The 25620-nt window shown below is 66.2% G+C and carries 22 protein-coding genes and 1 pseudogene; 16 read left to right on the top strand and 7 right to left on the bottom strand.

Annotation, left to right across the window (positions count from 1 at the left end; genetic code table 11):
- The first annotated feature begins 7 nt into the window (after positions 1-7).
- The 8 genes from mycP (at position 8) to OG252_RS15845 (ending at position 6358) form a co-directional block, all read left to right on the top strand.
- Complete coding sequence (mycP, locus tag OG252_RS15880; protein WP_329336781.1) at positions 8-1264, top strand: type VII secretion-associated serine protease mycosin; 1257 nt, start codon at positions 8-10, stop codon at positions 1262-1264.
- Between the two features lie 122 nt (positions 1265-1386).
- Entirely contained in the window at positions 1387-1809 is a 423-nt protein-coding gene (locus OG252_RS15875) for a WXG100 family type VII secretion target (protein WP_266433084.1), read from the top strand.
- Positions 1810-1849: 40 nt separating this feature from the next.
- Positions 1850-2164: a WXG100 family type VII secretion target gene (locus OG252_RS15870; protein WP_266433083.1), complete on the top strand. Its 315-nt coding sequence runs from the start codon at positions 1850-1852 to the stop codon at positions 2162-2164.
- A complete protein-coding gene (locus OG252_RS15865; RefSeq protein ID WP_329336779.1) occupies positions 2164-3915 on the top strand; it encodes an RNase A-like domain-containing protein in 1752 nt (583 codons plus the stop codon). Before OG252_RS15870 ends, OG252_RS15865 begins: the two co-directional genes overlap by 1 nt.
- Positions 3916-3932: 17 nt before the next feature.
- Positions 3933-4496, top strand: coding sequence for a hypothetical protein (locus OG252_RS15860; protein ID WP_266433079.1), 564 nt, complete (start codon positions 3933-3935; stop codon positions 4494-4496).
- Positions 4497-4729: 233 nt separating this feature from the next.
- Positions 4730-5290, top strand: a complete 561-nt coding sequence (locus OG252_RS15855) for a hypothetical protein (RefSeq protein WP_329336776.1) — start codon at positions 4730-4732, stop codon at positions 5288-5290.
- Between the two features lie 10 nt (positions 5291-5300).
- Positions 5301-5642: an RNase A-like domain-containing protein gene (locus OG252_RS15850; RefSeq protein WP_329336774.1), complete on the top strand. Its 342-nt coding sequence runs from the start codon at positions 5301-5303 to the stop codon at positions 5640-5642.
- Positions 5643-5665: 23 nt separating this feature from the next.
- Entirely contained in the window at positions 5666-6358 is a 693-nt protein-coding gene (locus tag OG252_RS15845) for a contact-dependent growth inhibition system immunity protein (protein ID WP_329336772.1), read from the top strand.
- Positions 6359-6398: 40 nt separating this feature from the next.
- Here OG252_RS15845 and OG252_RS15840 read toward each other — a convergent pair whose 3' ends face one another.
- Positions 6399-6707, bottom strand: coding sequence for a DUF4333 domain-containing protein (locus OG252_RS15840; protein WP_406495825.1), 309 nt, complete (start codon positions 6705-6707; stop codon positions 6399-6401).
- 394 nt (positions 6708-7101) lie between these two features.
- On the opposite strand from OG252_RS15840, the gene OG252_RS15835 reads away from it, so the two are divergent.
- From OG252_RS15835 to OG252_RS15815, 5 genes are all read left to right on the top strand, one after another.
- A complete protein-coding gene (locus OG252_RS15835) occupies positions 7102-7554 on the top strand; it encodes a hypothetical protein (protein ID WP_266433071.1) in 453 nt (150 codons plus the stop codon).
- Positions 7554-9242: a WXG100 family type VII secretion target gene (locus tag OG252_RS15830; RefSeq protein ID WP_329336770.1), complete on the top strand. Its 1689-nt coding sequence runs from the start codon at positions 7554-7556 to the stop codon at positions 9240-9242. The genes OG252_RS15835 and OG252_RS15830 overlap by 1 nt, the downstream gene beginning before the upstream one ends.
- 195 nt (positions 9243-9437) lie before the next feature.
- Positions 9438-10535, top strand: a complete 1098-nt coding sequence (locus tag OG252_RS15825; RefSeq protein WP_329345146.1) for a S8 family serine peptidase — start codon at positions 9438-9440, stop codon at positions 10533-10535.
- A gap of 105 nt (positions 10536-10640) precedes the next feature.
- Positions 10641-10979, top strand: a complete 339-nt coding sequence (locus OG252_RS15820; protein ID WP_266433067.1) for a hypothetical protein — start codon at positions 10641-10643, stop codon at positions 10977-10979.
- A gap of 65 nt (positions 10980-11044) precedes the next feature.
- Positions 11045-11347 (top strand): WXG100 family type VII secretion target, encoded by a 303-nt coding sequence (locus OG252_RS15815; protein WP_266433066.1) that lies wholly within the window; start codon positions 11045-11047, stop codon positions 11345-11347.
- Between the two features lie 331 nt (positions 11348-11678).
- Here OG252_RS15815 and OG252_RS15810 read toward each other — a convergent pair whose 3' ends face one another.
- Entirely contained in the window at positions 11679-11858 is a 180-nt protein-coding gene (locus tag OG252_RS15810) for a DUF397 domain-containing protein (protein WP_329345145.1), read from the bottom strand.
- 70 nt (positions 11859-11928) lie between these two features.
- Here OG252_RS15810 and OG252_RS15805 point away from each other — a divergent pair, with 70 nt between their 5' ends.
- Positions 11929-12282 carry a DUF2750 domain-containing protein gene (locus OG252_RS15805; protein WP_329336766.1) on the top strand — a complete coding sequence of 118 codons (354 nt, stop codon included), beginning with the start codon at positions 11929-11931 and terminating at the stop codon, positions 12280-12282.
- Here OG252_RS15805 and OG252_RS15800 read toward each other — a convergent pair.
- The 5 genes and pseudogenes from OG252_RS15800 to eccCa all read right to left on the bottom strand — a co-directional run bounded on the left by OG252_RS15800 (position 12248) and on the right by eccCa (position 22237).
- Positions 12248-13071: pseudogene (locus OG252_RS15800) on the bottom strand (IS5 family transposase). The gene OG252_RS15805 and the pseudogene OG252_RS15800 overlap by 35 nt on opposite strands.
- A gap of 1453 nt (positions 13072-14524) precedes the next feature.
- The gene (locus tag OG252_RS15795) at positions 14525-15217 is read right to left on the bottom strand and encodes a hypothetical protein (protein WP_329336764.1); all 693 of its coding nucleotides are present in this window, start codon (positions 15215-15217) and stop codon (positions 14525-14527) included.
- Positions 15218-15276: 59 nt separating this feature from the next.
- On the bottom strand, positions 15277-17514 hold the full coding sequence (locus tag OG252_RS15790) for a DUF6571 family protein (protein WP_329336762.1): 2238 nt from the start codon (positions 17512-17514) through the stop codon (positions 15277-15279).
- An 11-nt stretch (positions 17515-17525) separates the two neighbouring features.
- Complete coding sequence (locus tag OG252_RS15785; RefSeq protein ID WP_329336760.1) at positions 17526-17999, bottom strand: hypothetical protein; 474 nt, start codon at positions 17997-17999, stop codon at positions 17526-17528.
- A gap of 263 nt (positions 18000-18262) precedes the next feature.
- Positions 18263-22237 carry a type VII secretion protein EccCa gene (gene eccCa / locus OG252_RS15780; RefSeq protein WP_329336758.1) on the bottom strand — a complete coding sequence of 1325 codons (3975 nt, stop codon included), beginning with the start codon at positions 22235-22237 and terminating at the stop codon, positions 18263-18265.
- A gap of 319 nt (positions 22238-22556) precedes the next feature.
- Here eccCa and eccD point away from each other — a divergent pair, with 319 nt between their 5' ends.
- Positions 22557-24059, top strand: a complete 1503-nt coding sequence (gene eccD, locus OG252_RS15775) for a type VII secretion integral membrane protein EccD (RefSeq protein ID WP_266433053.1) — start codon at positions 22557-22559, stop codon at positions 24057-24059.
- 16 nt (positions 24060-24075) lie between these two features.
- Positions 24076-25581, top strand: a complete 1506-nt coding sequence (locus OG252_RS15770; RefSeq protein WP_329336756.1) for an outer membrane protein assembly factor BamB family protein — start codon at positions 24076-24078, stop codon at positions 25579-25581.
- The last annotated feature ends 39 nt before the right edge of the window (positions 25582-25620 follow it).

The raw sequence follows: 25620 nt of genomic DNA, 5'->3' as shown, positions 1-25620 counted from the left end.
TGCGGACATGCGACACCTGCCCTCCGTCCGCCGCTTGACGACCGCGGCGGCCGCGACCCTGCTCACGACTGCCCCCGTCCTCTTCGCGCCCCCCGCGGCGGCGGCCGACCTCCCGTACTCGGACCAGTGCGCCTTCCCCAACGGCAAGTACCCGGGCCGCCCTTGGTCCCTGCAGCGCGTCCTCCTGGACGAACTGTGGAGCCAGTCCAGGGGCAAGGGAGTACGGGTAGCGGTGATCGACACCGGCGTGGACGTCACGAACCCTCAGCTCACCGACGCGCTGGACGTGAAGAGCGGCCGCAACCTCCTGCCGAAGAACCTCAAGGATGACGACGGAAACCCGCTCGAGCGAGGCAAGGAGAACGGCACCACGGACACCGTCGGCCACGGCACCAAGGTCGCCGGCATCATCGCGGCCCGCCCCGTCGAGGGCACCGGCTTCGTGGGCCTGGCCCCCGAGGCGACGATCATCCCCATCCAGCAGAACGACGCAGAGGGCCACGGCACCACCGAGACCCTGGCCGAGGCGATCCGTTACGCCATCACGGCCGGGGCAGGCGTCATCAACATCTCCCAGGACACGTCCAACGCGGTGAAGCCGTCCTCCGACCTGGAGTTGGCGATCAACGAGGCCCTGTCCCAGAAGATCGTCGTGGTGGCCTCGGCCGGTAATGACGGCCTCGGCGGCAACGTCAAGGAGACCTACCCCGCGTCCTACAAGGGCGTCCTCGCGGTCGCCTCCTCGGACCGCAACAACGAACGCGCCTCCTTCTCCCAGTCCGGCGAGTTCGTCGGCGTGGCCGCACCCGGCGTCGACATGATCTCCACCGTCCCCAAGGGCGGCCACTGTTCCGACAGCGGTACGAGCTTCTCCGCGCCCTACGTCGCGGGTGTCGCGGCGCTGATCAAGGCCAAGCACCCGACGTGGACGGCCCAGCAGATCGTCGCCCAGATCGAACAGACCGCGGAACGCACCATCGCGGGCCACGACCGCTTGGTCGGCTGGGGCGTCGTGGACCCCGTACGCGCCCTCACGGAGGACAACGAACCGCTGGAGTCCCCCAACCCCCAAGAGGGCCTCAGCAAACCGGAAGCCCCCACACCGGCCAAGTTCCAGATCGGCGAAACGGCTGCGGAACGGAACGCCCGCCTCGCCACGTACGTCTCTGTGGGCGCGGTGGTACTCGTGGCCGGACTCGGCGGTACGGCTGTGGCGATCCGGGATGCGCGGAGGCGGGCGCGACGGGTTGTGGGGGCGGAGTAGGCGACTGGGCATCTCCGTGTCAGTGAAGTGCAGTTGCGGCCCATCCACCGATTCCGACAACCGTACGATTGCCGGAATCGGGAGACTCGTGATGCCGAAGTGACGGGGGCAGAGGAACGGGTATGGATGTGAACGGAGCAGGTTCAGCGCAGGGCGGCAGTGGCAAGAACCTCCGGGTCTCTTCCCAAGCTCTGACCAAGCTCGCGGGTGACCTGGACGACATGCAGGACCACCTGGACAAGCAGGTCAAACGCATGGACGCGGTCGTGGACCGCATCGAGGCGGGGTGGCGAGGGCCGGCGGCCTCCGTGTACCGCGACTTCCACCGAGCGGCCGCTGAGGACGCCGTGCGCATCCGTGAAGTGATGAAACTGCTGGAGGAGGCGGTACGGCTGAGCCGTGACGGCTTCTCCCAGGACGACCTCGACGTGCTGACGCAGATGCGGCAGATCCAGGTGGACGTCGGGAGCGAGGTGGACAGACTGTCGACGCCGAACACCGAGGCGCCGGCATCGGCGCCGCGCAGCAGTCTCGACGACCTGTAGTCCTTGCAGAACCGCAGTTGCCGATGAACAAAGGGGGATCATGTCGACCGGCTCCGCACCCGACGAGGACATATCCGTTTCCTTCGACGCCCTGACCGAGCTGGCCGCCGACCTGCAGGACATCCTCAAGCAGCTCAACGGCAAGCTGGACGACCTCTACGACCAGGTCGTGCCCGTCGTGCTTTCGTGGCAGGGCGAGACCCGCGACGTCTTCGTCGACAAACTCGACGAGTGGGACCGCTCCGCCCAGGATCTGCAAGCGGCCCAGAAGTGGCTGCACGAGGTCGTGACCAGCGGCCACAGCGGCTACGCGGCCGCGCACCTCGCGGTGCTGCGGGGCTGGGGAGCTGCTTGATGGCCGAGCGGCTGCCCACGGACGAGGAACGCGCACAGGAGCGGTCGGACGCCCGAACCCGTTCGCCCAGGATGAGCGGGGGCGGATTCGACGTACAGCCGCACCACGTGCACTACACCGCGCTCGTAGTGCGTGACGGGCAGTTCGACTACGACAAGGGCGCCAGGGCACTCGTCGACGTGCTGAACGAGTACAGCCAGTCGGCGGGAACCGGCTGGGGCGCGGACGCCTTCGCGGCGGCGTACAAGTCGGTGAACGAGAAGTTCCTGCAGCTCTGGGCGAAGAGCGTGGTCAGCGTGGGCGGGGTCGCCGTCGGCCTGACGGACACGGCCAACAAGTACACGCAGGCCGATTGGCAGGCCCGCAGGATGTACGGTCCGCCGCCCGTCGAGAAACCGCCGCCTGCCGTCATCGACAACGTGCCCAAGTACGGCCCGGTCAACGACATCAAGTGGTCCGGCACCGGAGAGGACGCGGATTCCTGGGACATTTCCGGAATCCTGGGCGAGGTCCCCGACTTCCTCGCCGACGTCATCCGGCCCGCGATCGAGCACGGCCTCAGACTCGGCAAGATGCACGAGATCACGCCGGGAGCCAGGGACGAGGAGCTCAAGGGCATGGCCACGGCCTGGCGCGCGGTCGAGAAGGACGCCAAGGCGGCGTCGGACAATTTCAACAGCGCCATCAAGTTCATCACCAACAACAAGGGAAACGACGAGTGGCAGGGCGCGATGAAGGCGTTCTGCCAGACGATCTGGGGCACCACCGAATGGGGCAGGACTTACGACGCCCAGGGCAACCGAGCCTCCATGGGCCGTAGTTGGAAGACGAACCGCAGCGTCGTACCCGCGAAGCAGCGGCCCATCATCGAGATCCTCCGCCAGACCGCGACCACCGTGCAGGAGACCCTCGACCATCTGGCCGAGGTGCGCCTAAAGACCGCGGAGACGACCACCCGGCTCGGCCAGGAGGCCGCGAAGGCGACGGTCAAGGATCTGACCACGGGCCTTGACCTCTTCGAGTTGACCCGGCTCGCGGCGACCATGGCGTTCGGCGAGATCGTGCTCACGTTCCGCTCGCACATGGACAAGGCGGCCGCCGACGCGGCCGTCGAGAAGTACCACCAGGCCTTCAGTGACGCCGCCACCAAGCTGAAGACGCTGGAGATCGAACTGGACGAGGCACTGCTCAGTGTGCCCACGTTCCGCGCGGAGGCGGCGCGCGCGGAGGCGTACGGTGCGCGCTCCCTGAACGACTTCAAGAAGGAACACATCTGGCAGCGTACGGAGAGCCAGATCCCCTACAAATACTCCATCGATCTGGTCACCGAGGAGGAACTGTACGGTGGGCACAGCATCGATAGGCATGTCGGGCTGACGGATGCGCAGCTGACTCAGCGGTTGCGGGACGAGGCGACCGGGGCGGGCAAGGTCGATATTCCCGCAGCGTCCTCCTTCACCGACCTGGATTCGGCGCAGTATTACACTCAGCACAATGTCCGGGCCAATACGGCAGAAATCGACAAGTGGATTCAGGGTCCGCCGCCTCCGGTGCCGGGTGAGAAGCAGGAATTCTCCGTGGGTGCGGTGTCCTCAGGACCCCTGGGGACTCCGGCGGTGACGGGGCGTACGGCGCCGGTGGTGACCGATCGGGCGACGCCACCACAGGACGCTCACGGTGTTCTGACCGTGCTCAAGTACGAACCGAACCTGGACCCGCCGTTCGTGGTCCTGACCTCCATGCCCCAATGATGAGTGAGGAGACGGTGATGGCCGGACTCGACGAGCGTTCGTGGTCCGAAGCGATCGACATGTACGAGCGTCGGGCGACCATTGCCAAGGTGACGAGCAGGGAGCACGAGAACTGGGTGCTCGACCTGTCCACCCTGATGCGCGGTGACACTCGCGACGCCCGCGGTTGGCGCACGGTGGACATGTGGGAGGGCGAACTCGAAAGGCTCGACGAACCGTCCTACCCCTTCGTCATGCCTCCGGAGGCCGTCGCGACGGCGGACGCCTGGAAGCCCTACCTGCATGAGATCCCGCGTTCTCAGGCCGTACGGTTCCTCGTGGCCCTTTCCACGCCCTGGATCGATGTCACAAAGGAACCGGATTTCGAGGAGCGCAGGGAGGCCCTTGAAGCGAAGGCCCGTGTCATCCTGTCGCGCTTTCCCGAAGGCTCGCACTTCTATGCAAACACCGGGCACGGTAGCGATACCCGCGACTACTACCAGAGGGTTTCTCGGTGGTACCCCTTTTCCGTACGCACCTTTGACTTCGGCCTGGTACTCGTGTCGGAGACGGAAGTCGGGATGGTCTGGTCATTCCGCTGATGTGATGCGATCCGCCGTGCTGCCCCGATCCTCGTACCTCTGTGGTGGTCGACGGCCAGGCAACACCGGTGACCGATGCGTTCGGCGTGCAGACTCGCCTTCGATTCGACGACAGCCTGGATCCCCTCTTCGCATTGGTCACCTCCATGCCGAAGTGATGAATGACCGAATTACGCTGAAGTCTCGCGAGCGAGGAACACGACACCGACCGATTCACCCTTCCCGGAGAGCCGATGACAGCGCCAGACGCCGCAGCCTGGGCGGACGCCCTGACCATGTACGAGCGGCGGTACTCGATCGTCGTCGTGGGTCCCCGCCGCCACGAGGACTGGGTGCTGGACGCCGACGCTCTGCTCCGCAAGGAGACGACGGACCCGCGTTCCTGGAAATCGCGGGAGTTCTACGAGGAGGGCGACGAGGAATGGAGCCCGGACAGGCTCGTGCCCTTCCTGCCTGCGGACGAGGGCTGGCGGGCCAGGCTCCGGGAGATCACCCGCACCTCGGCCGAACAGCTCCTGGTCGCGATCTCCACCAACTGGCTGGACGTCACCAAGGAGCCGGGCTTCGAAGACCGCCGCCCCGAACTCGAGGAGAAGGCACGTGTACTCCTCGCCCGATTCCCCGCTCCTGCCGCCCGGTTCTTCACCAACGGCTGGTACGGGGTGGATGACCCGCTGGACTTCTACCACCCCATCACCGGCTGTGACCCGTTCAGCGAGCACGACTGGGACGTGGGTCTGCTCGCGGTGTCCGAGACCGAACTCGGTATCTTCTGGTCCTTCGACGCCACCTGAAGGGACTCTCATGAATTACACGGACGGCATGGAGCACACACCAGCCACCGTGGTCCGCACTCGTTCCGCCACCTACCCCGACCGTGAAACCGCCCAATGGGCAACCCAGCAGGTCGTCACCATCAACGAACAGGTCGTCCACCGTTGGCTGGCGCAGTCCACGCGCCCCCGCCTGACCATTGAGGCGTCCTGGCCGTCACGGCCCCAGCCGGTGGGCCGGGTGCTCTTGCAGGCGATGATGCTGGCCGGACGGGAACCCATCGACGTCCGCGCCGCCCGGGCGATCCTCAAACGGGACGCGTCCCGCCCGCACGGCTTCGTTGTCCACGCGACCTTCCCCGTCTACCTGTAGAGATCCCGTAGAGGCTGATCACCGTGCCCCTGAGCCCCCTCGAACACGACCGCCGCTACGGCGAACTGGACCAGGTGATGCGCGCCTACGCCGGTCAGCCGGCGGACGACACCGCGGACAAGCCCGGCGCGGCCCTGACCGCGTACCTGCGGCAGACCTGGCACAGCCGCCCATGGGCCCTCGCCATCGCCGAGCGGCAACTGCGCGAGTACGCCGACAACCCGCCAGGCCGGCTCAGGCTGCGCCTGGGCGAGTTCTACCCGATCCCGGACGTCGGGCTGCCCGAGGGCGAGATCCAGCAGTGGCTGTACTGCCTGGCGGACCACATCAAGCACAGCATCGAGGAGGGCGAGGTCCCGCCCACGGCCACCCCCGCCACCCACTGGGAATGGCACGCCCGCTTCCCCGAACTCGGCCAGTTTCTGGGCGGCTGGTTCTCGCAGGACATGCCGGACGAGTTCGACGACCATGACGCGGCGGTCGACGACTACCGGTCCTCGACCGACCTGCAGCTCACGGCCCGCCTCGTCGGCGAGCTGCACGAACTGCTGGCGCTGGACCTCGGCGAGTCCGACTACGCCTTGGCCGTCGCTGAGTTGGGCATGGAGGTCGACCCGCCGGCCCCGTACTCGCCGGGTGGCTGGCTGGCGTTGGTCGCCGATCGGATCAGTGCGCCGCGGGCGGAGTACGGACCCCGGGAGACGGGTGACGCGTGAGTGACCGAGCCAGGCGATGAGTTGTCGTCAGGTTCCGTTGTCAGTTCGGAGCCGGGGAAGCCGTGCTGTCGGCCTCGAAGTCGAAGTTGATCTGGTTTTCATCGACAGAGGTCACCTTGACCGTCACGCCCAAGGTGCTGCCATCGTCTGCCGTGAGCGTGCAACGGGTGGTGGTACCGACCTTCCCGACGAGGTCCTCGGGGCACGTGATGTCTGGCTTCGGCTGGCCCGTTGTGGCGGCGAGCTTCTCGGCGAGGGTGGTGGCCAGCTTGTCGGAAGACATCTTCGGCATGGATGTTCCGACCGTGACCGAGCCCGAGCAGCCGACGAGCAGCACGCCGGCTGCCACGGGCCGAGAGGCTCCAAGTCGCTGCGGACAAGCGGGCCATGGTCAGGGGGGCTCCAATCCTGGTGATCAGGCGTGCGTTGCAGGTGGATAAGGTCCGGGCGCGTTTTGGTATCGCAAAGATTGAGCCACGTGTGGCAGGCGACCTCTCGGAGCGGCTCTGGTTCTCGGACGAGCGCGGCGAAACGGGGTCGCTCTGTCCAAGTTTCAGTCGATTCAGGGAAGTTCGGGGCGGGTTTCCTGACGGTGTCTCGACAACTTCGTAACTCACCTAACACAAAGTTCAGTTGGCCGCGATTTACACAATGACTACAGTAGTTATCGAGTGTGTTGATCAGGCCACCGCCTGTGCACCGCTCAACAGCTTCACAAACGGGGAACGGGGAAGGAAGGCATCGTGCCTGCTGCGGAGCGCCAGGCTCTCAAGGTCACTCTGGAGTCGCTCGGAGAGTTCAAGAAGCGTGTGGACACCGCGCTCTCCAACTTCGAGGAGTCTCAGGGCAGCGCGCAGAAGGTCGGAGCGCATCGCCTCTCCGAGGCGTCGTTCAAGGGCGCGGGGCGCTTCGACGAGGCCTCGGGGCTCCACGCCCAGTACGAACGCGTCCACGAGCGGCTGACCGCCCTCTCCAAGAACCTGGGCCTCCAGATAGAGGCGCTCCAGATCGCCGTCAACGGCGCGCGCGGCAACTTCAGCGACCTCGAAGAGGGGCAGCGGCGACGGTTCTGGGAGATCCAGACCGACATCGGGCGGCAGGAAGAGGAAGCGAAGCGCGAGAAGGACGCCGCAGAGGCCAAGGAGCAGGGGAAGTCCGCGCCGAAGAGCAACGACGAGCGGACGGTGACCTACTAGTGAGCGACAACCAGAAGCATCAGGATCCGCACCAGGCGGAGAAGGAAGACGCCGCCGCGCAGCTCAGCGCCATCGACTTGATCAATCAGGGGACGGCGTTCGTCAGCAAGGCCCTTCCCTTTGGGGGTGGTTCCCCCCGGGTCTTCGGCAAGACGGACTTCGAGAGCCACGACCTGAACGCCATGATCGACCTGGTCGAGTCCGCGAAGCCGGAAGATCTGGAGACCGCGGGCAAGGCGCTGTGGGACGCCAAGGACGCCATCGAAAAGGCCGCCAACGAACTCAAGAGCCACATCGGGAGGGTTGAGTGGGAGGGCGAGTCCGCCACGGCCTTCCACACATGGGGCGAAAACCTCGTCAAGCACGCTCTTGAGCTCGCGACCTTCGCCGAAGCAGCCGGTACCCAGGTCACGGCAGCGGCCACGGGTCTCGCGTCGGTCCGAAGTGCCATGCCGCCCCGCGACACACGGTACGTCCGCAAGACGGTGCAGGACATCCCGACGGTCCAGCAGGTCGACGGCAATGCGGAGTACACGGCGGCGGTCAAGGTCGAGAAGGATCGCCAGGAGGCGATCAACCAGATGAACCGGCTGGCCTCCTTCTACGAGGTGTCGGAGGGATACCTCGCGAAGCAGGAGGCGCCTACGTTCGAGCCCATGCCGGATGTGGGGGTGCCTAAGCCGGATCCGAGCTATCGCGACCCGATCACAGGCAGTGAGGTGCAAGCCGGCGCGGGGCTTGGGGCTGCTCGTGAGTCCCTGGTGACTGGAAATGACAATCCGGGCACAGGAACCAAGCATCCCCGTTCGGAAGGCACGACACCGCCGCTCAGGCATGTGGACGATCCCGCCATCCGCCCGGATGTGAACGTCGGCACGAAGATCGACAGCGTAGGAACCCTCCCACCCCAGGAGACCACGAGGCCAGCGCCCAACGTGCCGACGACAGGCCCTGGTCCGATCGGCGGGAACGGAGGGACGGTCCCGCCATTCCCCTCCGGCACGGTTCCTCCTGGACCGGGCGGGTTGACCGGCCGCACCTCGGGCTTCGGCGGAGCGAACGGAAACAAAGCCCCGATTTCAGCTCAGGGCCGCACAGCGACTCCCAATGGCACCGCCGGCGGGCGTGGCACGGCGGGCCCCATGGGGCGCGCCACTGCTCCGGGACAATCGGGAATCCGAGGCGGAGGCGCGTCTCCCATGGGGCGAGGCGTCTCCGGTGGTACCCCACGCCCCATCGCGGGACCGATGAGTGGCCGTGCCGGTGGCGCGAGTTCAGGGGCGGCACGCGGCAATGGTGTTGTCGGAGGACGGCCCACCACCGGTGCCACTCCAGCTTCAACCGGTTCCAGGGTGTCGCGCGGCACGGTCGTCGGCGCCGAGGGCAACACCGCGTCCCGTACACCTGCTGGCAAGATCGGACAGCGCGGAGTCATCGGGGCACCGAACTCCACTCCTGCCGGCACTCGTACGGGGCAGACTGCCCGACCCGCCGGGGGCAATCCGGACGGGGTTGTCGCTACGCCCCAGGGGCGAGCTTCTGCGGCGAGGAGCGGTGGAGCGGCCGGGGGCAGTGCGCAGGCCGCGCGCGGCCTGCGCGGGAATCGGCGGAACCCGAATGATGAAGACCGCGAGGGCGAACGTCAGACCGACCCGCAGCGGCGTAACGCGCCACCAGTGACTGACTGAACACGAGCGAGGATCTACACAGGCATGACAGGGACCAGCCCACGTGGCGGATTGACTGCGCTTTTCGCAGGACGTGCCGGACGACGAGTGTCGGCCGTGTGCGCGGCACTCGGTGCATTCGCCGTCGTGTCTTCGGGGCTGGCTCCGAGTGCAGTGGCCGCCGATATCCAGTCGAAGCAGTGGTACTTGGACGCGATGGACGCGGAGGGTATGTGGAAGGTCAGCACTGGCAAAGGCGTAAAGGTTGCCGTGCTGGACACCGGTGTGAATCCCGATACCTCGTCCCTGAAGGGACAGGTGCTCGAGGGTGAAGTGTCGCAGGCGGTCTCGTACAACGCCACCAAGGACTACGACGGCCACGGCACCAGCATGGCGGAGTTGATTGCCGGTACAGGTGCCGGAGGCGGCCTGCAGGGGCTGGCCCCTGGAGCGAAGATTGTTCCCTACCGGGTGCTGACCAAAGGTGTGACGAACAGCACCGACAAAAAGAACACCCCATCAATCGCGGATGCGATCAAGGCGGCCGCTGACAGCGACGCTCAAATTCTGAGCATGTCGTTCGGCGGTGACATCATGAACCCCGATGAAGAGGCCGCCGTCAAGTACGCCCAATCCAAGGGCAAGCTGATGTTCGCTGGCACGGGCAATGACGCCGAATCCAAGAACTTTATCGGCTATCCGGCTGCCTATCCCTATGTCGTCGGGGTGGCAGCCGCAGACGAGAAGGGTGAAGTCGGCGACTTCTCGGAATACGGCAACTATGTCGATCTGGCGGCTCCCGGCCTCAACGTGCCCACTTGGTGCGACGCTACGTTTCGCGCGTACTGCCCCGACGGAGTAGGAACAAGTATGGCCACCGCCATCACCTCCGCCTCCGCCGCCCTCATCTGGTCCGCCCACCCCAACTGGACGGCCAACCAGGTCCTCCGCACCCTGATCGACACAGCAGGTCGTACCTGGACGAAGGGCGAGCGGAGCAACTACCTCGGCTACGGCGCCGTCCGCCCCCGCATGGTGTTGGAGAACAGCAGCATCGATCCGGGCTCGGCGAGCGCCGACCCCCTCAGCTTCGAGAACGGAACCGGCGTCACCGGCGTCACCACCGCCCCATCCTCGTCGGCCTCGGACTCCTCGCAGGGATCGAAGAACGCTTCGGGGGGCGCGACCTCGGCGGCATCGAACTCGAACTCCTCTGATGACAACACCCAGTTGTACGCCATCGTCGGCGCCGCCCTGGTCGTGGCAATCGGCGGCGGAGCCTTCGCCGTGGCACGCAAGAGACGAACCACTTGAGCTTCCCGCAGCTGTGCTTCGCCTCGATTCGACGAGGCCTGGCTCCGCGAGGGGCTCCGCAACAACTCGTAAACAACAGTGAATTCCATGAAGGGAAGTCCAGCCGTGGCAGAGGGACAGAAGCTCAGCGACAGCGAAGTCATCCTGCTCGAAAAGGAAATGGTCGAGCGGTACGAGTCGATGCGAGGCACGCTGAGTAACCTCCAGGGCACCCTGGACACGATGGAGGTGCACTGGCAGGGCATTGGCGCCGCGGCCTTCAACTCCAAGCAGGTCGAGATCAACGAGCGTGTGAAGCACATCGGCGCCCTGCTCACGTGGTTCCTCGACAACATCAACGAGACCCGCAACATCAGCAGCACGGGCGAAGACGCGATCCGCGCCAGCATGACGAGCATCGATGTCCAGTACGGCGGAGAGAAGTCGGCACTCAGCAGCTACTGAGCAGTCCCTCTCGCCTAGCCGGGCCCGCTCAGGCCCGAGACAAGCCAACGAAGGAATGAGGAACGATGGCCAACGTCCACTACGACGGTCTCGCTGTTAAGTACGGCGGTCTCGACGCGATCACCACCGAGCTCGGCAACCAGGCCAGCAAGCTCGAATCCGACATCCAGGCGCTGAAGTCCGCCGTTGTCCGCGTTGCCGCGGGCTGGGAAGGCGAGGCCGCGAACGCCTTCGGCAGCAAGATGAAGGAGTGGGACGCCGACGCCGACGCCATCCACCAGGCGCTCGTCAGCATCGGCAAGAAGGTCTCCGACGCCGGCGGTGACTACCGCGCCGGTGACTTGAAGGCGGCCGGCTACTTCCAGTGAGCTGCTGAGTGGATCGACATGACAGGGTGGGCGCGCACGGGAGGTGCCCACCCTGTGTCGTGCCCGGCCCCCAGACTTCCGCAAGTCCATGCTCCGGCGGGCTTTCTTTGGTAGCCGCGAAAGCGGCGCGGATCAAGGACCGGGAATCGCCCCCGGTGCAGGCGCGGTGCGCGCGACGGACCCCCAGGAGTCGGTGAAGTGCCGGCATGAGTCGCTGCCTCATGTGCGATCCGCCCGTACACGTCGATCAGTGCGGTGGCTGATCCTTGCGATAGATCCCAGTGCCCGCGGTTCTGAGCCGGACCTATCTCTGCGGTCCGGGAAGGCTTGATCAGGAGACCCGCTCGTTGGCTACTGCGTTGGTGAATCGCGACCATGCTGCTCGGCATGCAGTTACCGAAGGAAGCTTCGGGTTCTTGAAATCGCGGATGACAATCGAGTATCCGTTCTGGGCGATCTCGACACAGCTGTTGCCGGACGCTTCCGAGAACGATGACTTGACCCACTTCAACTCGAACAAACTGGCTTCCTCTTAGAACGTCTAACGAAATGACTGTAGGGGAACGGTAGGCTCGGTAGCCATGAGTCAGAGCGGTTCGCAAGCGGCGGCATTCTTCCGAGACGTCCGCCAAAGCAAAGTGGTCTGGCTTGTCCGGGATGACGACGGAAGCCCGACTCACCTCTCTGCGGACGGCACGCGAAGTCTTCCCTTCTGGTCGACCTCGCCCCGCGCCCAGAGGGCAGCAAAGATCTGGGGGCGTGGGCTCCGCGTTGAGTCCATGCCCTTGGACACCTGGTGCGATCGCGTACTGCCCGATGCCGCCCGGGATGGACTCGTGATCGGCATCAACTGGAGCGGGCCGCGCCTGGTCGGCTGGAGCTTCACCCCCAACGAAGTTGTTAACCGGCTATCGGCGGCTCACCCAATGACGTGAGTTGTCGGTGGGTGTCTAGGCAGCAGGCAAGCTTGAGGAAAGCCTCGTGGATGTCGGCTGTTCTTCCCAGCGGATGCGGAGCCGGCGGAAGCCATGTAGCCAGCCGATGGTTCACTCGACCACCCACCGGTAGGTACCCAGGCCGGTCCGTGCAGGGTTCCGCGTCGGGCGATGGCGGGAACGATGCCGCGGGCGCGGCCCTGGTCGCGGTCGCCGTCGTGGTCGTAGCCGCGGCGAACAGGTAGTCGGGCCTGCGGCGGGGATGTCCGACCCTGCCGCGCACCGGCGGGACGGCGTCGAGCAGCGGCAGGAGCTGAGTGACGTCGTTGCGGTTGCCGCCGGTTAGCAGGACGGCGAGCGGGGTGCCGTGGCCGTCGGTGATCACGTGGTGTTTCGAGGACCGGCCTGCCCTCGATCGACCGGCGACGGCCCCGTGTGGAGCCCCCTTTTAACGCCCGAACGTGCGAGGAGTCGACCACGCACCTCGACCAGTAGAGTCGCGCGGCCGCGTTCAGTTCGGCCAGGAGCACTTCGTGCAGCTGCTGCCACACGCCCGCCTCGTTCCAGTCGCGGAGCTGGCGCCAGCACGTCATCCCCGAGCCGAACCCGAGTTCCTGAGGAAAGTGTTCCCACTGGATGCCGGTGTGCAGGACATACAAGATCCGCACAAGACCTCCCGGTCCGGCACGGCTTCCGCCCCGGATACCTGAACCGCCTCGGCCGCTTCGGTAGCAGCGGCTCCAAGCTGTCCCACAACTCATCCGGCACGATCCAAGGCGACGCCCCCATACCGGGCTGAACGCTCAACTCCCCCCAGGGCCACGCCCAGCAGGACCGAACCAGCTCATTGTGTTCGCCGCTGTTAAGCGCGTCGTGCCGAAGCGGCGGGAGAAAGTGATCGCCTGGTCCTCCAGTGACATGGGGGACCAGGCGATCAGGGTCTCAACGTGACTGCCGCGAGCGTCGGTGCGCGGAGCGGAGAAGTAAGGACGGGCAGTGATCAGCCGCACGCACCGGAGTCCTCAAGAGCCTTGGTGTATGCCGTGATCAGTGTCTTCATCGCGCCGGAGTCTGATCGGTCTGGAGTGAACACCTGGACTACGGCGTACAGGGTCTGATCGGGATGGGCCGGGGACTTGCACGATGCCGTGGTCTTCCCTGCCGAGCCAGTACCCGAGTAGAGATAGCGATCATCGTCGGTTACTTGTCCGTCGTCCATTTTGTCGTATCCCGCGGCGACAGTGGACGCGCTCTCCCCGTCACTCCACCATGCCTGAATCTGCCGAACCGAGATATCGCCATCGACGATGAGGTCACACCGTTTTGTTCCCCCGTTGGGAGACGAAGGCTTCACGGAGATGGAATCACCGCCTGGCAGAAAGGCATCGAGTAGCTCGGGAGCCAGTGGAATTCCGCAGAGAGCGCTGGGGACCGTATAGTTCTTCTCTTCTTCTCCACTTCCTCCGGAGCACGCAGAAAGAGCCAGTGCTCCGGTCAGCGCCACTGTGACAGAAGTCGGACCTCGGACGATTCGCGTGGGATGGTTAAGTCGGGCGCGGAACATGGAGAGTCCCTCTCGCATGGGGTCAGATTTCGGTCTTGAGATGCGGTGCCATGTACACGGTGTTGATTCCCGATCCCTGAAGCCCACTTCTCTCTCATAACGCCGCCGGCGTCATCCTTTGCCTGACCCTCTGCATTCATGACGACTCAGCCGAACTGCCGGCTACCGTTCGGCAGGTCGTCCGCGCCGTCGCAAGACCAGAGGTCCCGGCCTCAGTTGAGGGCACCGGGCGACAGTCTGCCGAGGTTGGTCGTCACGTCCGCATGTAGTTGGCGGTAGGTTCCCGAGACTCACCCGCATCGGCGAGTCGTCCAGGTCCCCGGGGTCGGCGCCGCAGCGGCGGGTTGGGGAAGATGGCGGCACCTCCTCGGACGGCGGCGGAGACACGGCATCGCTGCCGTACGGCAGGCCGGTCGTCGTGGCCTCCAGCGCGTGCCGAGCGCCTGCTGGCCGCAGCCGAGCGCGTTCTTCGTCTTCTCCTCGTCAGTGAGGACGTTCGTGTCGGTCGTCCCCTCGAATTCCTTGTCGGTGAAGAGGTCGAGATATTAGTGGAACCCGGCCTTTCCGTCCTTGTTCACCGCGTCGTCCTCGTTGTACGTGGTCGGCGGATCGGTGATGAATTTCTCCGCCGCGAGGGTTGTGGCCGAGGCATTCGGGGATACGAGTGCCCGCTCGGAGTCACTCCTCGTACCCGGGCCAGTTGGCCTTGCTGATCGAAGGAACCGCACTCGGGAGACTGGTGTTGTTCTTGCAGCCCGCCTGGTTGGCAACGTCCCGGGCCAACTGGAGCATGATGTCCACGCCAACTTTGCGGGCCTCGACCGCGGACAGGCCACTTCCCTTCATCGGTCGGGCCAATACGTCTACCTTGATGTACTTGTCCCGCTTCATGTAGGCAGGTGTGTCGTCAGGAAGATCGGCGATGCATTCGAAGAACACCACCTGCGAGGCCCTGAGGTAGTACGCGAGGACGCCCATGTCCATCCGTGTACGAGGCTCGTCCCCCCGTGCATCGGCGGTGGGGAGCTCTTCGGTCGGCGGAGCGTCGTCGTTCCATGCGACGTCGACGTCAAGAACGGTGTCCAGAGAGCCTTCGCTTTCCGCTTCGTATTGGCAATGGGTCGGATAGTGCTCCGCGATCACCCGGAAGTCGTCCTGCTGATGCTGTAGTTCGCTGCCCGGCCCAAGAAGCTTCTGCAGGGTGGCCTGGTTCGGGGTGCCGTTCCAGCACGGCTTGACCGGGGCCTCAAGCGCGTTGGCTTTTCCGTCGTCGGACTGGGCCAACCAGACGTAGATACCCGCTCCGAGGACCGTCAGTATCACAACGACGCAGAGCGTTTTCGCTCTGACCGACATTTTTCCGACGCTCATGTCTTCCCTGCTTGGTTTCTCGATCTACGAGACTTCGCTGACAAGTGGTGAACTCGAGGTCACTTCGGAGGGTTGCGCTTGTAGTGATCCTTGGCTTCGCGCTGAAGTTCCTTACCGTGGTCGAAGCCCTCGCCCGTTTGCTGTGTCACATCGCGACGCATGTCCGTCGGATCCACACCGTCCGGGGTGCCGGCCACCATGAGTCCGTTCGATGCCTGGTCCAGAGCGTTCTGGCGGGCATTGAAGGATGACTCTCCTGCCTTGTGTGCCGTCTCGGCAGAGGTGTTCCGCTCCGCTCCCTCGACTACCTCGCCGACAACCACCTCGGTGACGCCGTTGATGACTTCTCCGGCAATGGGTACGCGCTCTGTGGCCAATCCAACCGTGGAGCCAAAAGCGGTGTTGAACATGTCTGCCCGCTTTTGCAACGCATCGTTGTAATCCTGGTCGCTCTGTTGGCCGTCGGTGACGATCTGATCGTGCCGGGCTCCGGAGAGGATGCCCTCCACCGTTCCGGTGTTATAGGAGATGTGCTTCAGGTTCTCGGATGGAGTTCCCGCGTACTTCTCCGGGTGTGCCGTGGCGTCCTGCATCAGTCCGGCCGAGTAGTTCTCTGCCCCCAGGGTGGCTTCGGCATAGCCATCCGGATTTCTACCAACCGTATCGAGAAACTCGGCGGTGGCCAACGCGTCGCTGAACTTGGTAGGACTGCCGTAGAGATCGTCGAAGTCGTCGGACTGGCTCAGCGTCGAATTGACCTCGGGCATGTACTCGCCAGCCATCCGCCCGAGGCTGTCGCCCATCGTGTCGTCGGCCAGCTTGGGATCCGCGGCGACCGCGTTGATGACCTGGTTCATGATGTCCTGGCGCTGCTCGGTGTGTTCGGGGTGGGCGCCGACGTCACCGTGGTCGTACGGAAGCCCGGACACCGCCGCCTCAAGGGCATGGCCCAGCGCGTCCTTGCCGTAGATCTCAGGGTCCTTGGCTGCCATGGGAGCGGTCATGTCCGGAATCCACTGCCGTGCGCCGTCACCCTTGCCATCCGCGCCCATGCCCATCAGGTAGTCCAGATTGGACATCTGTTTGCCCGGCCCGGCGACGTCGGCCTGGAAGAAGCTTGTGGCCGCGTCTGGATTGTGACCGTACGCCTCCAGGACACCCGTGATCGGATCCCAGCCACGGCCGCCTTCCTTGTCGGCGTTCAGTCCAAAGTCCTTCATGCTCGCGTAGTTTCCGTCGGGACGCCCCCAGGCCCCGCCCTCCCGCTCGTACGCGATCATGTCGTTGGCGACCTTGTCGAGAAAGGTCTTCGGGTACTCCCCATGGCGCAAAAGCGTGCCAAGTACCTGATACCCCTTGGGCACCATCTGGTTGCCCTGCATCTGAAGATCGAGATCACTGCGTCCGACGCGCATGAGTTCGTCGGTCCACTTGTCTCCGAGGCCGGGAGTTGCGGTAGCAAGCGCTGTGCCCATGCTGTCCTGGATGCTTCGGGCGAGACGCAGTTGTTCCCCACCCTCCGCCGTGCCGTCGAGTGAGAGCTGAGCCTGGAACCGCAATGCCCCTTCCTGGCCGAGGCCGCGGTACAGATCCGTCGCGAACTCTTTGTCATCCGCGTTGTACTTGATAAGCGTCTGGAGTTCCCGCAGCTCCTCTACGGGGAGCTCTTTGCCCTCTTTGTAGAGTTGCAGGCTCTTCTTGGCCAGCTCCTCGGCTCGTTGCTCCTGGGCGTCGTCGAGCGACGTGTAGCTCGCGTGGCCGAAGTTGAACTCGTCACCGCCATGGCTCTTGCGTAGTGCTCGACTCACTGAGTCGTCGATCTCCCGAGCATGCGAGATGATCCCGGCTATGCGATCGGCAAGCTCCTGCGCCGTGTTGAGTTCGTTCTGGGTGTGCCTGTCATCGGTGGTGCGGTCATGCGGATAGAAGACATGCACCGTCCCGTCACCTGTGTCGCTCACCCTGAGCCCGAGTCCGGGCGCTTCTTGGTGAATGGCTGTGTTTAGGTTCTTCTGGAGCTCCGCAAGCTCTGTGCAGGCATCGTCGAGGACCTGGTAGATACTCGAGGCCTCGGCGTGAGCATCTGTGAACTCCTTGGCTGTCTTCTTGACGAACTGCCGTGTTACGTCGGCGTTCACGCCAGCCCATCTGGCGCTCTCAGACTTCGCAAGCAGACCTCTCTCCGCCCTGTCTGCGAGCTTCTTGAGATCGTCGACGATCTTCTTCCAGTCGGCGACGGAGGTCTTCAGCTTCCCGAGGTTGACCTCGGACAAGTTCGTCATGGTGATGCCGGACACAACAACTCCCGCTACTTGAAGTACCTGCTGAGCTCCGATACCGACCTGCCGGAACCGTCCCGGCCTCTGATCGTTGCCTCGATCTCCGCGTCATCGTTCGCATGCAACTTCTTCGAGAAGTTGAGGTGGTTCGAAATGTGAGCACAGGCATCCAGTAGCGATTTCACCTGGCTCGTCCAGATCTCCACAGTCAGCGACAGGCTGCTTCCCAAGGCGAAGTTCGAATTCGACAGCTCGGTCGCCGCCTGCATCGTGGAACCGGACCCGTTCTTGTCGGGATTCATGCCAGCTACATCCGCTTGGCTGTGCAGGTCGCCATGCAGGGTAAAAGCCTCATGTCCGACGGCGCCCAAGTCGTCCTGATTGACAACCAATTCTGGCCCGCCCCCAGCGCTTCCGGCATCGGGCGCCTGGTTCAGCTGCATGCCGGCCGAGCCACGCTCGGCTGCCTCTGCCTTGAGCTGTTCCCACTCGTCCCATGCCACCTTGGGCCTCCCCCGTACGCGAATAGCAGAACTGGCCACGCTGCAAGGGAATTTAGCCCTGCAAACTACGTCGCCGCAAGCGCCACACCGCCCGGCCGAGGACCGGGTCAGGCCACGATTTCCACAACTCCCTGATGCACGGAATGACAGTGGAGGTGAGCCGGGCCATCCAGCTCACCACCGTCTTCTCACATCAGAGGTGCCAGAGCCCTCACCACAGTGCCCGTTGGTCGGCCGCGCTCATATTCGTCATGAACGCCACCTCAGTACCCCCCCTCCTCCACCAACCCCACCTGCACCAACGGCTTTCCCCGCCGCCGAGAGACAAAGATTCCCCGCCCGGCTGGCATCGGCCGCGGCCGAACCCCACCCAAGAGATCTCCTTCGCCCGGGTCGCCGGCGAGGACGACGCCCTGTGCGCCCAGTTCCTTGATGCGCTGCATGAACGCCTCGTACGCCGCTCGCCCCGCACCCGCCGTCGAGCGCGCGATGATGAACCGCACGCCCACATCGCGCGCGAACGGCAGCAGCTCCGTCAGACCTGCCAGTGGGTTTCCGCTCGACGTGGACACGAGGTCGTAGTCGTCGATGACGACGTACACGGTCGGCCCCTGCCACCAGCTCCGGTCGCGCAGCTGTTGTGCCGTCACGTCGGCTGTGGGGGCGCGGCGTTTCATCAGGTCGGCCAGGGCGCCCATGTGGTGGTCCATGGCGTTGGACATGGGGATGTACTCGGCGAGGTGGGACGCCGGGGTCACGTCCAGCAGCGAGCGCCTGTTGTCGATGACGAAGAGCTTGGCCTCGTGACCCGGATACCGTTCCGTCAGCTGCTTGATCATCAGCCGCAGCAGGTTCGACTTGCCCGACTCGCTCTCGCCGAAGACGAGGAAGAACGGGTCCTGCTCGAAGTCGACGAAGACCGGTTCGAGGTTGTCTTCGTCGAGCGCGAAGGCGACACCGCGCTGTGGGAAGCGGTCGCCCGGAGGCAGCTGGGCTGCGGGGTACTCGCGTGGCAGCAGCCGTACTTCGGGTGCACCGGGCGCCTGCCAGTGCCGGGTGACCTCGGTCGCCAGCGCCGCCGTGGCCTCGGACAGCTCCGTGTCGGAGGTGAGGCCGTCGATCCGTGGCACCGCGGCCATGAAGTGCAGTTTCTGCGGGGACTGGCCGCGTCCGGGGACCCCTGCGGGGACGTTCGCGGCGACCTTGCGGTCCATGTCGGAGTCCATCGGGTCGCCGAGCCGCAGTTCGAGGCGGTTCATGAGGTGGTCCTTGAGGTTCGACCGGACCTCCATCGACCGCGACGCCGAGAGGACGACGTGGATGCCGTAGCCCAGACCGCGCGCCGCGAGGTCGAGGACGATCGGCTCCAAGGTGTCGTATTCGGTACGGAAGTTGCCCCAGCCGTCGATGACGAGGAAGACGTCGCCCCAGGGCTGGTCCGTGACGGAGATCTCGCCCCGGGCCCGTCGTGCCCGGAAGTCCCCGATCGACGGGATGCCGGCGGAGCGGAAGTACTCCTCGCGGCGGGTCAGCACGCCGTACACCTCGGCCACCGTGCGCCGCACCCGCTCCGGGTCCAGGCGCGAGGCCACGCCGCCCACATGCGGCAGGCCGGCCACGGCCACCATGCCGCCGCCACCGAAGTCGAGCCCGTAGAACTGGACTTCGTGCGGGGTGTGGGTCAGTGCGAACGAGGAGATCAGGGTGCGCAGGAGAGTCGACTTCCCGGACTGCGGGCCGCCGATGATCTGCATGTGGCCGGCCGCGCCGGAGAAGTCGATCCAGAGCGGGTCGCGGCGCTGCTCGAACGGCTTGTCGAGAAGGCCGACCGGCACGACCAGACGCCCCGCGCCCTCGTAGCCAGGCTGAGTGAGTCCGCGGCCCTGCACCGCCGTGAGACCGGGCAACAGGGCGTCCAGCGACGGCGGGCTGTCCAGCGGCGGCAGCCACACCTGGTGGGCCGCCGGTCCCTGCGCCTCCAGCCGGCGCACGACCACGTCCAGCACGGTGTCCGCAAGGGCGTCGTCGACCTGCGGATCGTCCGCAGCCGAAGGCCGCTGCTGCGGCACCGCCACATACTGCACCGGCACCTCGGCCGCCGTGAACAGCACCGGCCGCCGGTCCACCGGCAGCGGGCCGCCGCTTAGTGCCGAACGCTGTGGGCCGGAGCGGTACACTCCGGAGACGTACGCCGCCTTGAAGCGCACCATCTCACCCGTGCCGTGCTTCAGGATGCCGGAGCCGGGGACGTTCGGCAGTTCGTAGGCGTCCGGTACGCCGATCGCGGCCCGGGACTCCGCGGCGGAGAACGTCCGCAGACCGATCCGGTACGACAGGTAGGTCTCCAGACCGCGCAGGCGCCCCTCCTCCAGGCGCTGTGAGGCCAGCAGCAGGTGTACGCCCAGCGACCGGCCGATACGGCCGATCTGCACGAACATCTCGATGAAGTCCGGTTTGGCGGTCAGGAGTTCACTGAACTCGTCGATCACCAGCACCAAGGACGGAATCGGCTGCAGCGGCGCGCCCGCCGCCCGCGCCTTCTCGTAGTCGTGGATGTTGGCGTAGTTGCCCGCGTCGCGCAGCATCTCCTGGCGGCGGTTGAGTTCGCCGCGGATGGAGTCGCCCATGCGGTCGACCAGGGTCAGATCGTCCGCGAGGTTGGTGATGACGGCCGCGACGTGCGGCATCTGTGCCATGCCCGCGAAGGTCGCGCCGCCCTTGAAGTCCGCGAGGACGAAGTTCAGGGTCTCGGAGGAGTGCGTCACCGCCAGGCCCAGCACCAGGGTGCGCAGCAGCTCCGACTTGCCGGAACCGGTGGCGCCCACGCACAGGCCGTGCGGGCCCATGCCCTCCTGTGCGGCCTCCTTGAGGTCCAGCATCACGGGCCGGCCGTCCTCGCCGAGTCCGATCGGCACGCGCAGCCGCTCGGCCAGCGAACGAGGCCGCCAGGTGCGCTTGGTGTCGACGGACGCCGCGTCGCCGAGGTTCAGCAGGTCGGTGAACTCCAGGTTGGCGAGCAGGGGTTCGTCGTCGTCCCCGCCGGCTGCCATCCGCAGGGGGGCGAGTTGCCGGGCGAGGGCTTCGGCGGACTCGTAGGACAGGACGTCGGGAGTCCCCTCGTAGACGACACCGTGCCCCGACTCCAGGTGCAGCGCTTCGGGTCGTACGACGATGGAGAGCTCGCCGCCCGCCCCGGTCAGCTCACCGGGGACGACCTCGAGGACCGTGACGCCCTGCAGGCCCTCGGGGTTGGCCAGGACGGAGTCCGGCGGCAGGGACAGGCCGTCGAGTACGACGACGATGTGCGGCTCCTCCGGCAGGGGTGCCGCGTTCGGGTGGAAGCGCGGACGGCCGGTCAGCCGGGTGGCGAGCAGGTTCTCCAGCTCGCGGGAATCGCTGTCGATCAGCCTGCGACTGCCCGCGCCGTCCACGGCACCGGGCGCCTGGACGTGCGGCAGCCACTTCGTCCACTCCCAGTGGGGCAGGGCCTCGCGGCCGGCCGCGACCACGATGATCAGGTCCTCGGGGGAGTGCAGCGCGGCCAGCGAACCGGCCATGGCCCGGGCGGAGGACCGTACGGACTGCGGGTCGCCGCTGATCGTGACGTGGTAGAAGGCCCGCAGTGAGACCGCCATCGGCAGGTCGTCGAGGGTGCTGTGGACGGCCAGGAAGCGCTGCATCGCACCGGCGGTCAGCGGCTCCAGCTGCTCGACGGGGGCGCTCTCGGGGGCGACCAGGGCGCTGGCGAGGCCCTGCGCGCCGAGGCCGATGCGGACCTGGGCGAAGTCCTCGTCGCCGGGGCGGCGTTCCCACACCCGGCTGCCTTCGGCGACCAGGGCCCACAACTGCTCCGGGGACGGATGGAGGAAGTACTGAGCGTCGCGCTGTGCCTTCGCCGTATTGACCGCCGTACGCCGGGTCTGCGCCAGGTAGCTCAGGTAATCGCGGCGCATGTCCGCCAACTGCCCTTGGGAACCGCGGCGGAAGCGGATCACCATGGCGATGGCCATGGCGATCGTCGACGCGATCATGATCATGCCCATGATCTTCATGAACGGCTGCCCGTTCGTGAAGAAGAAGACCACCGAGCCACCCATGCCGAGTGTCGGCAGGAGTTGCATCAGCACGCTTTCCTGGTGACCCCGCGGCAGTTCGGGCGGAGGTTGCAGGACGATCTCCTGCGTGGACACTTCGGACGGCAGCGCCCGAGGCGGGCGCTTCACGACGATGTGGCTCACTGTCATCCATTCCCTTGGCCGGCCCGAAAGTCCGTCCGCCGCCCCGTGTCAGGCGGACGCAAGCCGCCGCGCGATCCTACTGACTTCATACGAGACGAGGGGACGGTAGGGTGCCGGATGTTCGCGTGAGCACACGCGAGTTGGGCTGGAGGATCGGGGCATTCCGTGTGATCCGACACGGTACGGAACCCGGGCGTCGGCCCTGTGAAGTCCTTGTCGCCACCGTGCCGCATCGTCGGCCTCGACGAGCGCGGAAAGCGGCGCAGGACATTCACTCCATGGACGCGGAACCATCACTGAGGGGGATCAGCAGGTGAGCATGACGGCCTCCGCGGCAGCCACCGGGGGAGGGCCCGGAACGGGGACTTCCGGCGCGGGCACCGGGCTCGGTTTCTGCCGGGTCACCATCGTCGCGCCCGACAGCCGGATCGACGTGGCGCTGCCCGACGACATCCCGGTCGCCGACATCTATCCGGAGATCCTCCGGCTCTCCCAGCAGAGCCCCGCCGAGGGCGCACCCGTCGGCTACCACCTGGTACGCCGGGACGGCACCGTCCTCGACAGCTCCCGGTCCTTCGCCGCCCAGCGCATCCTCGACGGCGAACTCCTCACGCTGCGCCCCTTCTCCGAGTCGCTGCCCCCCGCCGTGTTCGACGACGTCTCCGAGGCGGTCGCCTCCGCCGTGACGAGCGAACGCACCCTGTGGAGCGGCGACTTGACGCGCGCCTCGGGCCTCGTCGGCGGAGGCGTACTGCCGGTCCTGCTCGCCTTCGTGGCCTGGACCGGCGACCCGCTCCACGACATGAACAGCCTCCCCGGCATCCTCGCCGGGGTCACGGGTGTCCTCCTGGTCGTCCTCGCGTGCGTGCGCGCCCGGGTCTACGACGACCGGGCCTCGGCCATCGCCCTGGGACTCGGCGCCCTGCCCAACGTCGGCGTGGCGGGCTCGGGGCTTCTCCCGCTCGCGGACGGAGAGGGCATCGGCAAGCTCCAGTTCCTCCTCGCCTGTGCGGCGGTGCTGCTGGCCTCGTTCCTGCTCACCCTGTTCTCGCCGAGCGGGGACGGCCCGTTCGTCGCCTTCGTCTTCGCCTCCGCCATCGGACTGCTCGCCGTGTTCGCGGGAACGCTCGCCGACTGGACGCCCTCCGAGATCGCCGCCCTGTGCGCCCCGATCGCCGTCGGCGGCCTGGCCTTCCTGCCGGGCCTGTCGATGCGCTTCGCCCGGCTGCCGATCGGCTTCGACACCCCGGACACCGCCCCGCGCAGCGCGTACGACACCGACCCCACCCCGCAGGAGCCGGTCGACGCCGAGCGGGTCACCGCCAGGGCGCGGCGCGGACACGAACTCCTGGTCGGCCTGGTGGGCGGCTGTGCGCTGATCGCCGTCGGTGCCTCGATCGTCCTCGGCTTCTCCTCGAACGTCTGGGCCCAACTCCTCGCCCTCGCGACCGGAGTCGCCCTGCTGATGCGCGCCCACCTCTTCCGGTACACCGGCCAGGTCGCCCCCGTCCTGGGCGCCGGCCTCGCCTCCCTCGTACTGCTCGGCCTCGGCCTGGCGCTCAACCCGCCGCAGTCGATCGTCTTCGAGGCACTCAAGGGCGACCGCACCGACCTCGACATCCGGACCATCTGGTTGGTCGCGGCGATCGCTGCGGTGGCCGCGCTTGTCACGGCGATCGGCCTGATCGTCTCGCGCGGCGGTCTCACCCCGTTCTGGGGCCGCTTCCTGGAGATCGCCGAGGGCTTCGTGCTGCTGACCCTGGTGCCGCTGGCCCTCGCCGTCTTCGACGTGTACACCACCGCCCGGTCGATGACGAGCTGACGGAGGGATTGTCAGCGTGAGCTTCGGTCCACCTCCCTCCGTGTACACCCAGTCCACCGTGACGGCGGACTACCGGGTCAGAAGACGTCGTAAGACGCTGCTCGGCGTGGTCGCCGCCGTCCTGGTGGTCGTGTTGGCCGGGGTCGGCTGGCTGCTGGGGGATCCGGATCCCCCGAAGTCGGACAAGCCGTCGGCCGCCGCGGCGCAGAACCGTCTGGACGTCAGGGAAGCCGTCGAGGAACAGCCCAGGAGCACCACCGGCGCCATGGCGTTCCGCTTCTCCGAAGACGAGATGAGCCCCGCTGAGCGCCATGCGATGCCAGGCATGTGGGCCACGGACAAGATCCTCGCCAAGGGCATCAACCAAACCCTCGTCGGGTTCAGGATCGGTACGAACGTCAGTGTCGGCGACGAGGTGTGGAAACTCCGCTTCTCCGGCCCGGTCTGCGGCTACACACTTCACACGACTGTCGAGAACCGTACGGCCGTCCTCTTCCGGTCGAGCGGTGACGAGAACGCCCTGTGCGACCGTGTCGCTTTTGTCGACCTTGACGACGGCCGGAAGCTCTGGGAGCAGGCGTTCACACCCGGCCGCTGGGACACACCGAGCGTGACGCTGACGCACGCCACGGTCGCGGTCACGTGGGGAGGCGGCTCGGATGCGTACGACATGGACCGCGGCCGTCGGCTGTGGCGTACCGAGGCCACGGACAACTGTGACGACTTCGGCGCCGCCGGCGGCCGCGGCCTGCTCGTGCTGGTCTCCTGCTTCGACAAGAACAAGTCCGCCACCTCGTGGGAGTCGACCACCTACAAAGTGCGCAAGGTGGCGCCGCGCACTGGCCGGACTCTGTGGACGTACTCGGTCGCGGCGGGGGTCCGGGAGGTCATGGTGCCGTCCACCGATCCGGTCGTCCTCGCGATCGCAGCCGGCGACACGGGCTTCACCGAGCTGCTCTCCCTGGATGATCAGGGCAAGAACCGGGCCACGATCAGGCTTGAGAGCGGGCTGTACGTCGGAGAGTGCAACGAGGAACTCGACTTCCGAGTCATCGACGACTGCCCGACGATCCCGGTCGGCGGCGGTCAGGTCTTCCTACGAAGCAAGGACCAGAGCGACGCTCAGAACCCCTACAACTGGATCGTCGGGTTCGACCTGGCGACCGGGCGAACCGTCAAGAAGTTCGACTCGGGGCCGGGTCAACTGCTGCGTCCGGTGCAGACGAGCGGCGGCCAACTCCTCGCGCTGCGCGAGAGCAGCGACGGCATCTCACCGATGGCGCTCGTCAGTCTCAACCCGAAGAGCGGCAAGGAGACTCCGTACTTCTACTTCAGCCTGCCGCTGGAGGCTGTGACGCTCACGGTCACGGACTCGAACAACATCCTCGTCGACCACGGACGGCTGTTCTTCGGCGCCAAGGAGGCGGTCGGCCCTGAGAGGAAGACGTGGACCTGGCTGGCCCTGGGCATCGGGAGTGCGGCGCAGAAGGCATCATCGACCGCCCAGCTGCAGAAGCAGTAGGGGCGGGGACGAGGGCGGGGAGCCGGGCGAGTGCCGGTT

It is taken from the genome of Streptomyces sp. NBC_01352 (assembly GCF_036237295.1).
GTDB classification, from domain to species: domain Bacteria; phylum Actinomycetota; class Actinomycetes; order Streptomycetales; family Streptomycetaceae; genus Streptomyces; species Streptomyces plumbiresistens.
Note: the sequence above shows the minus strand (reverse complement) of the source record. Positions and strands in the feature narration are given on the sequence as shown.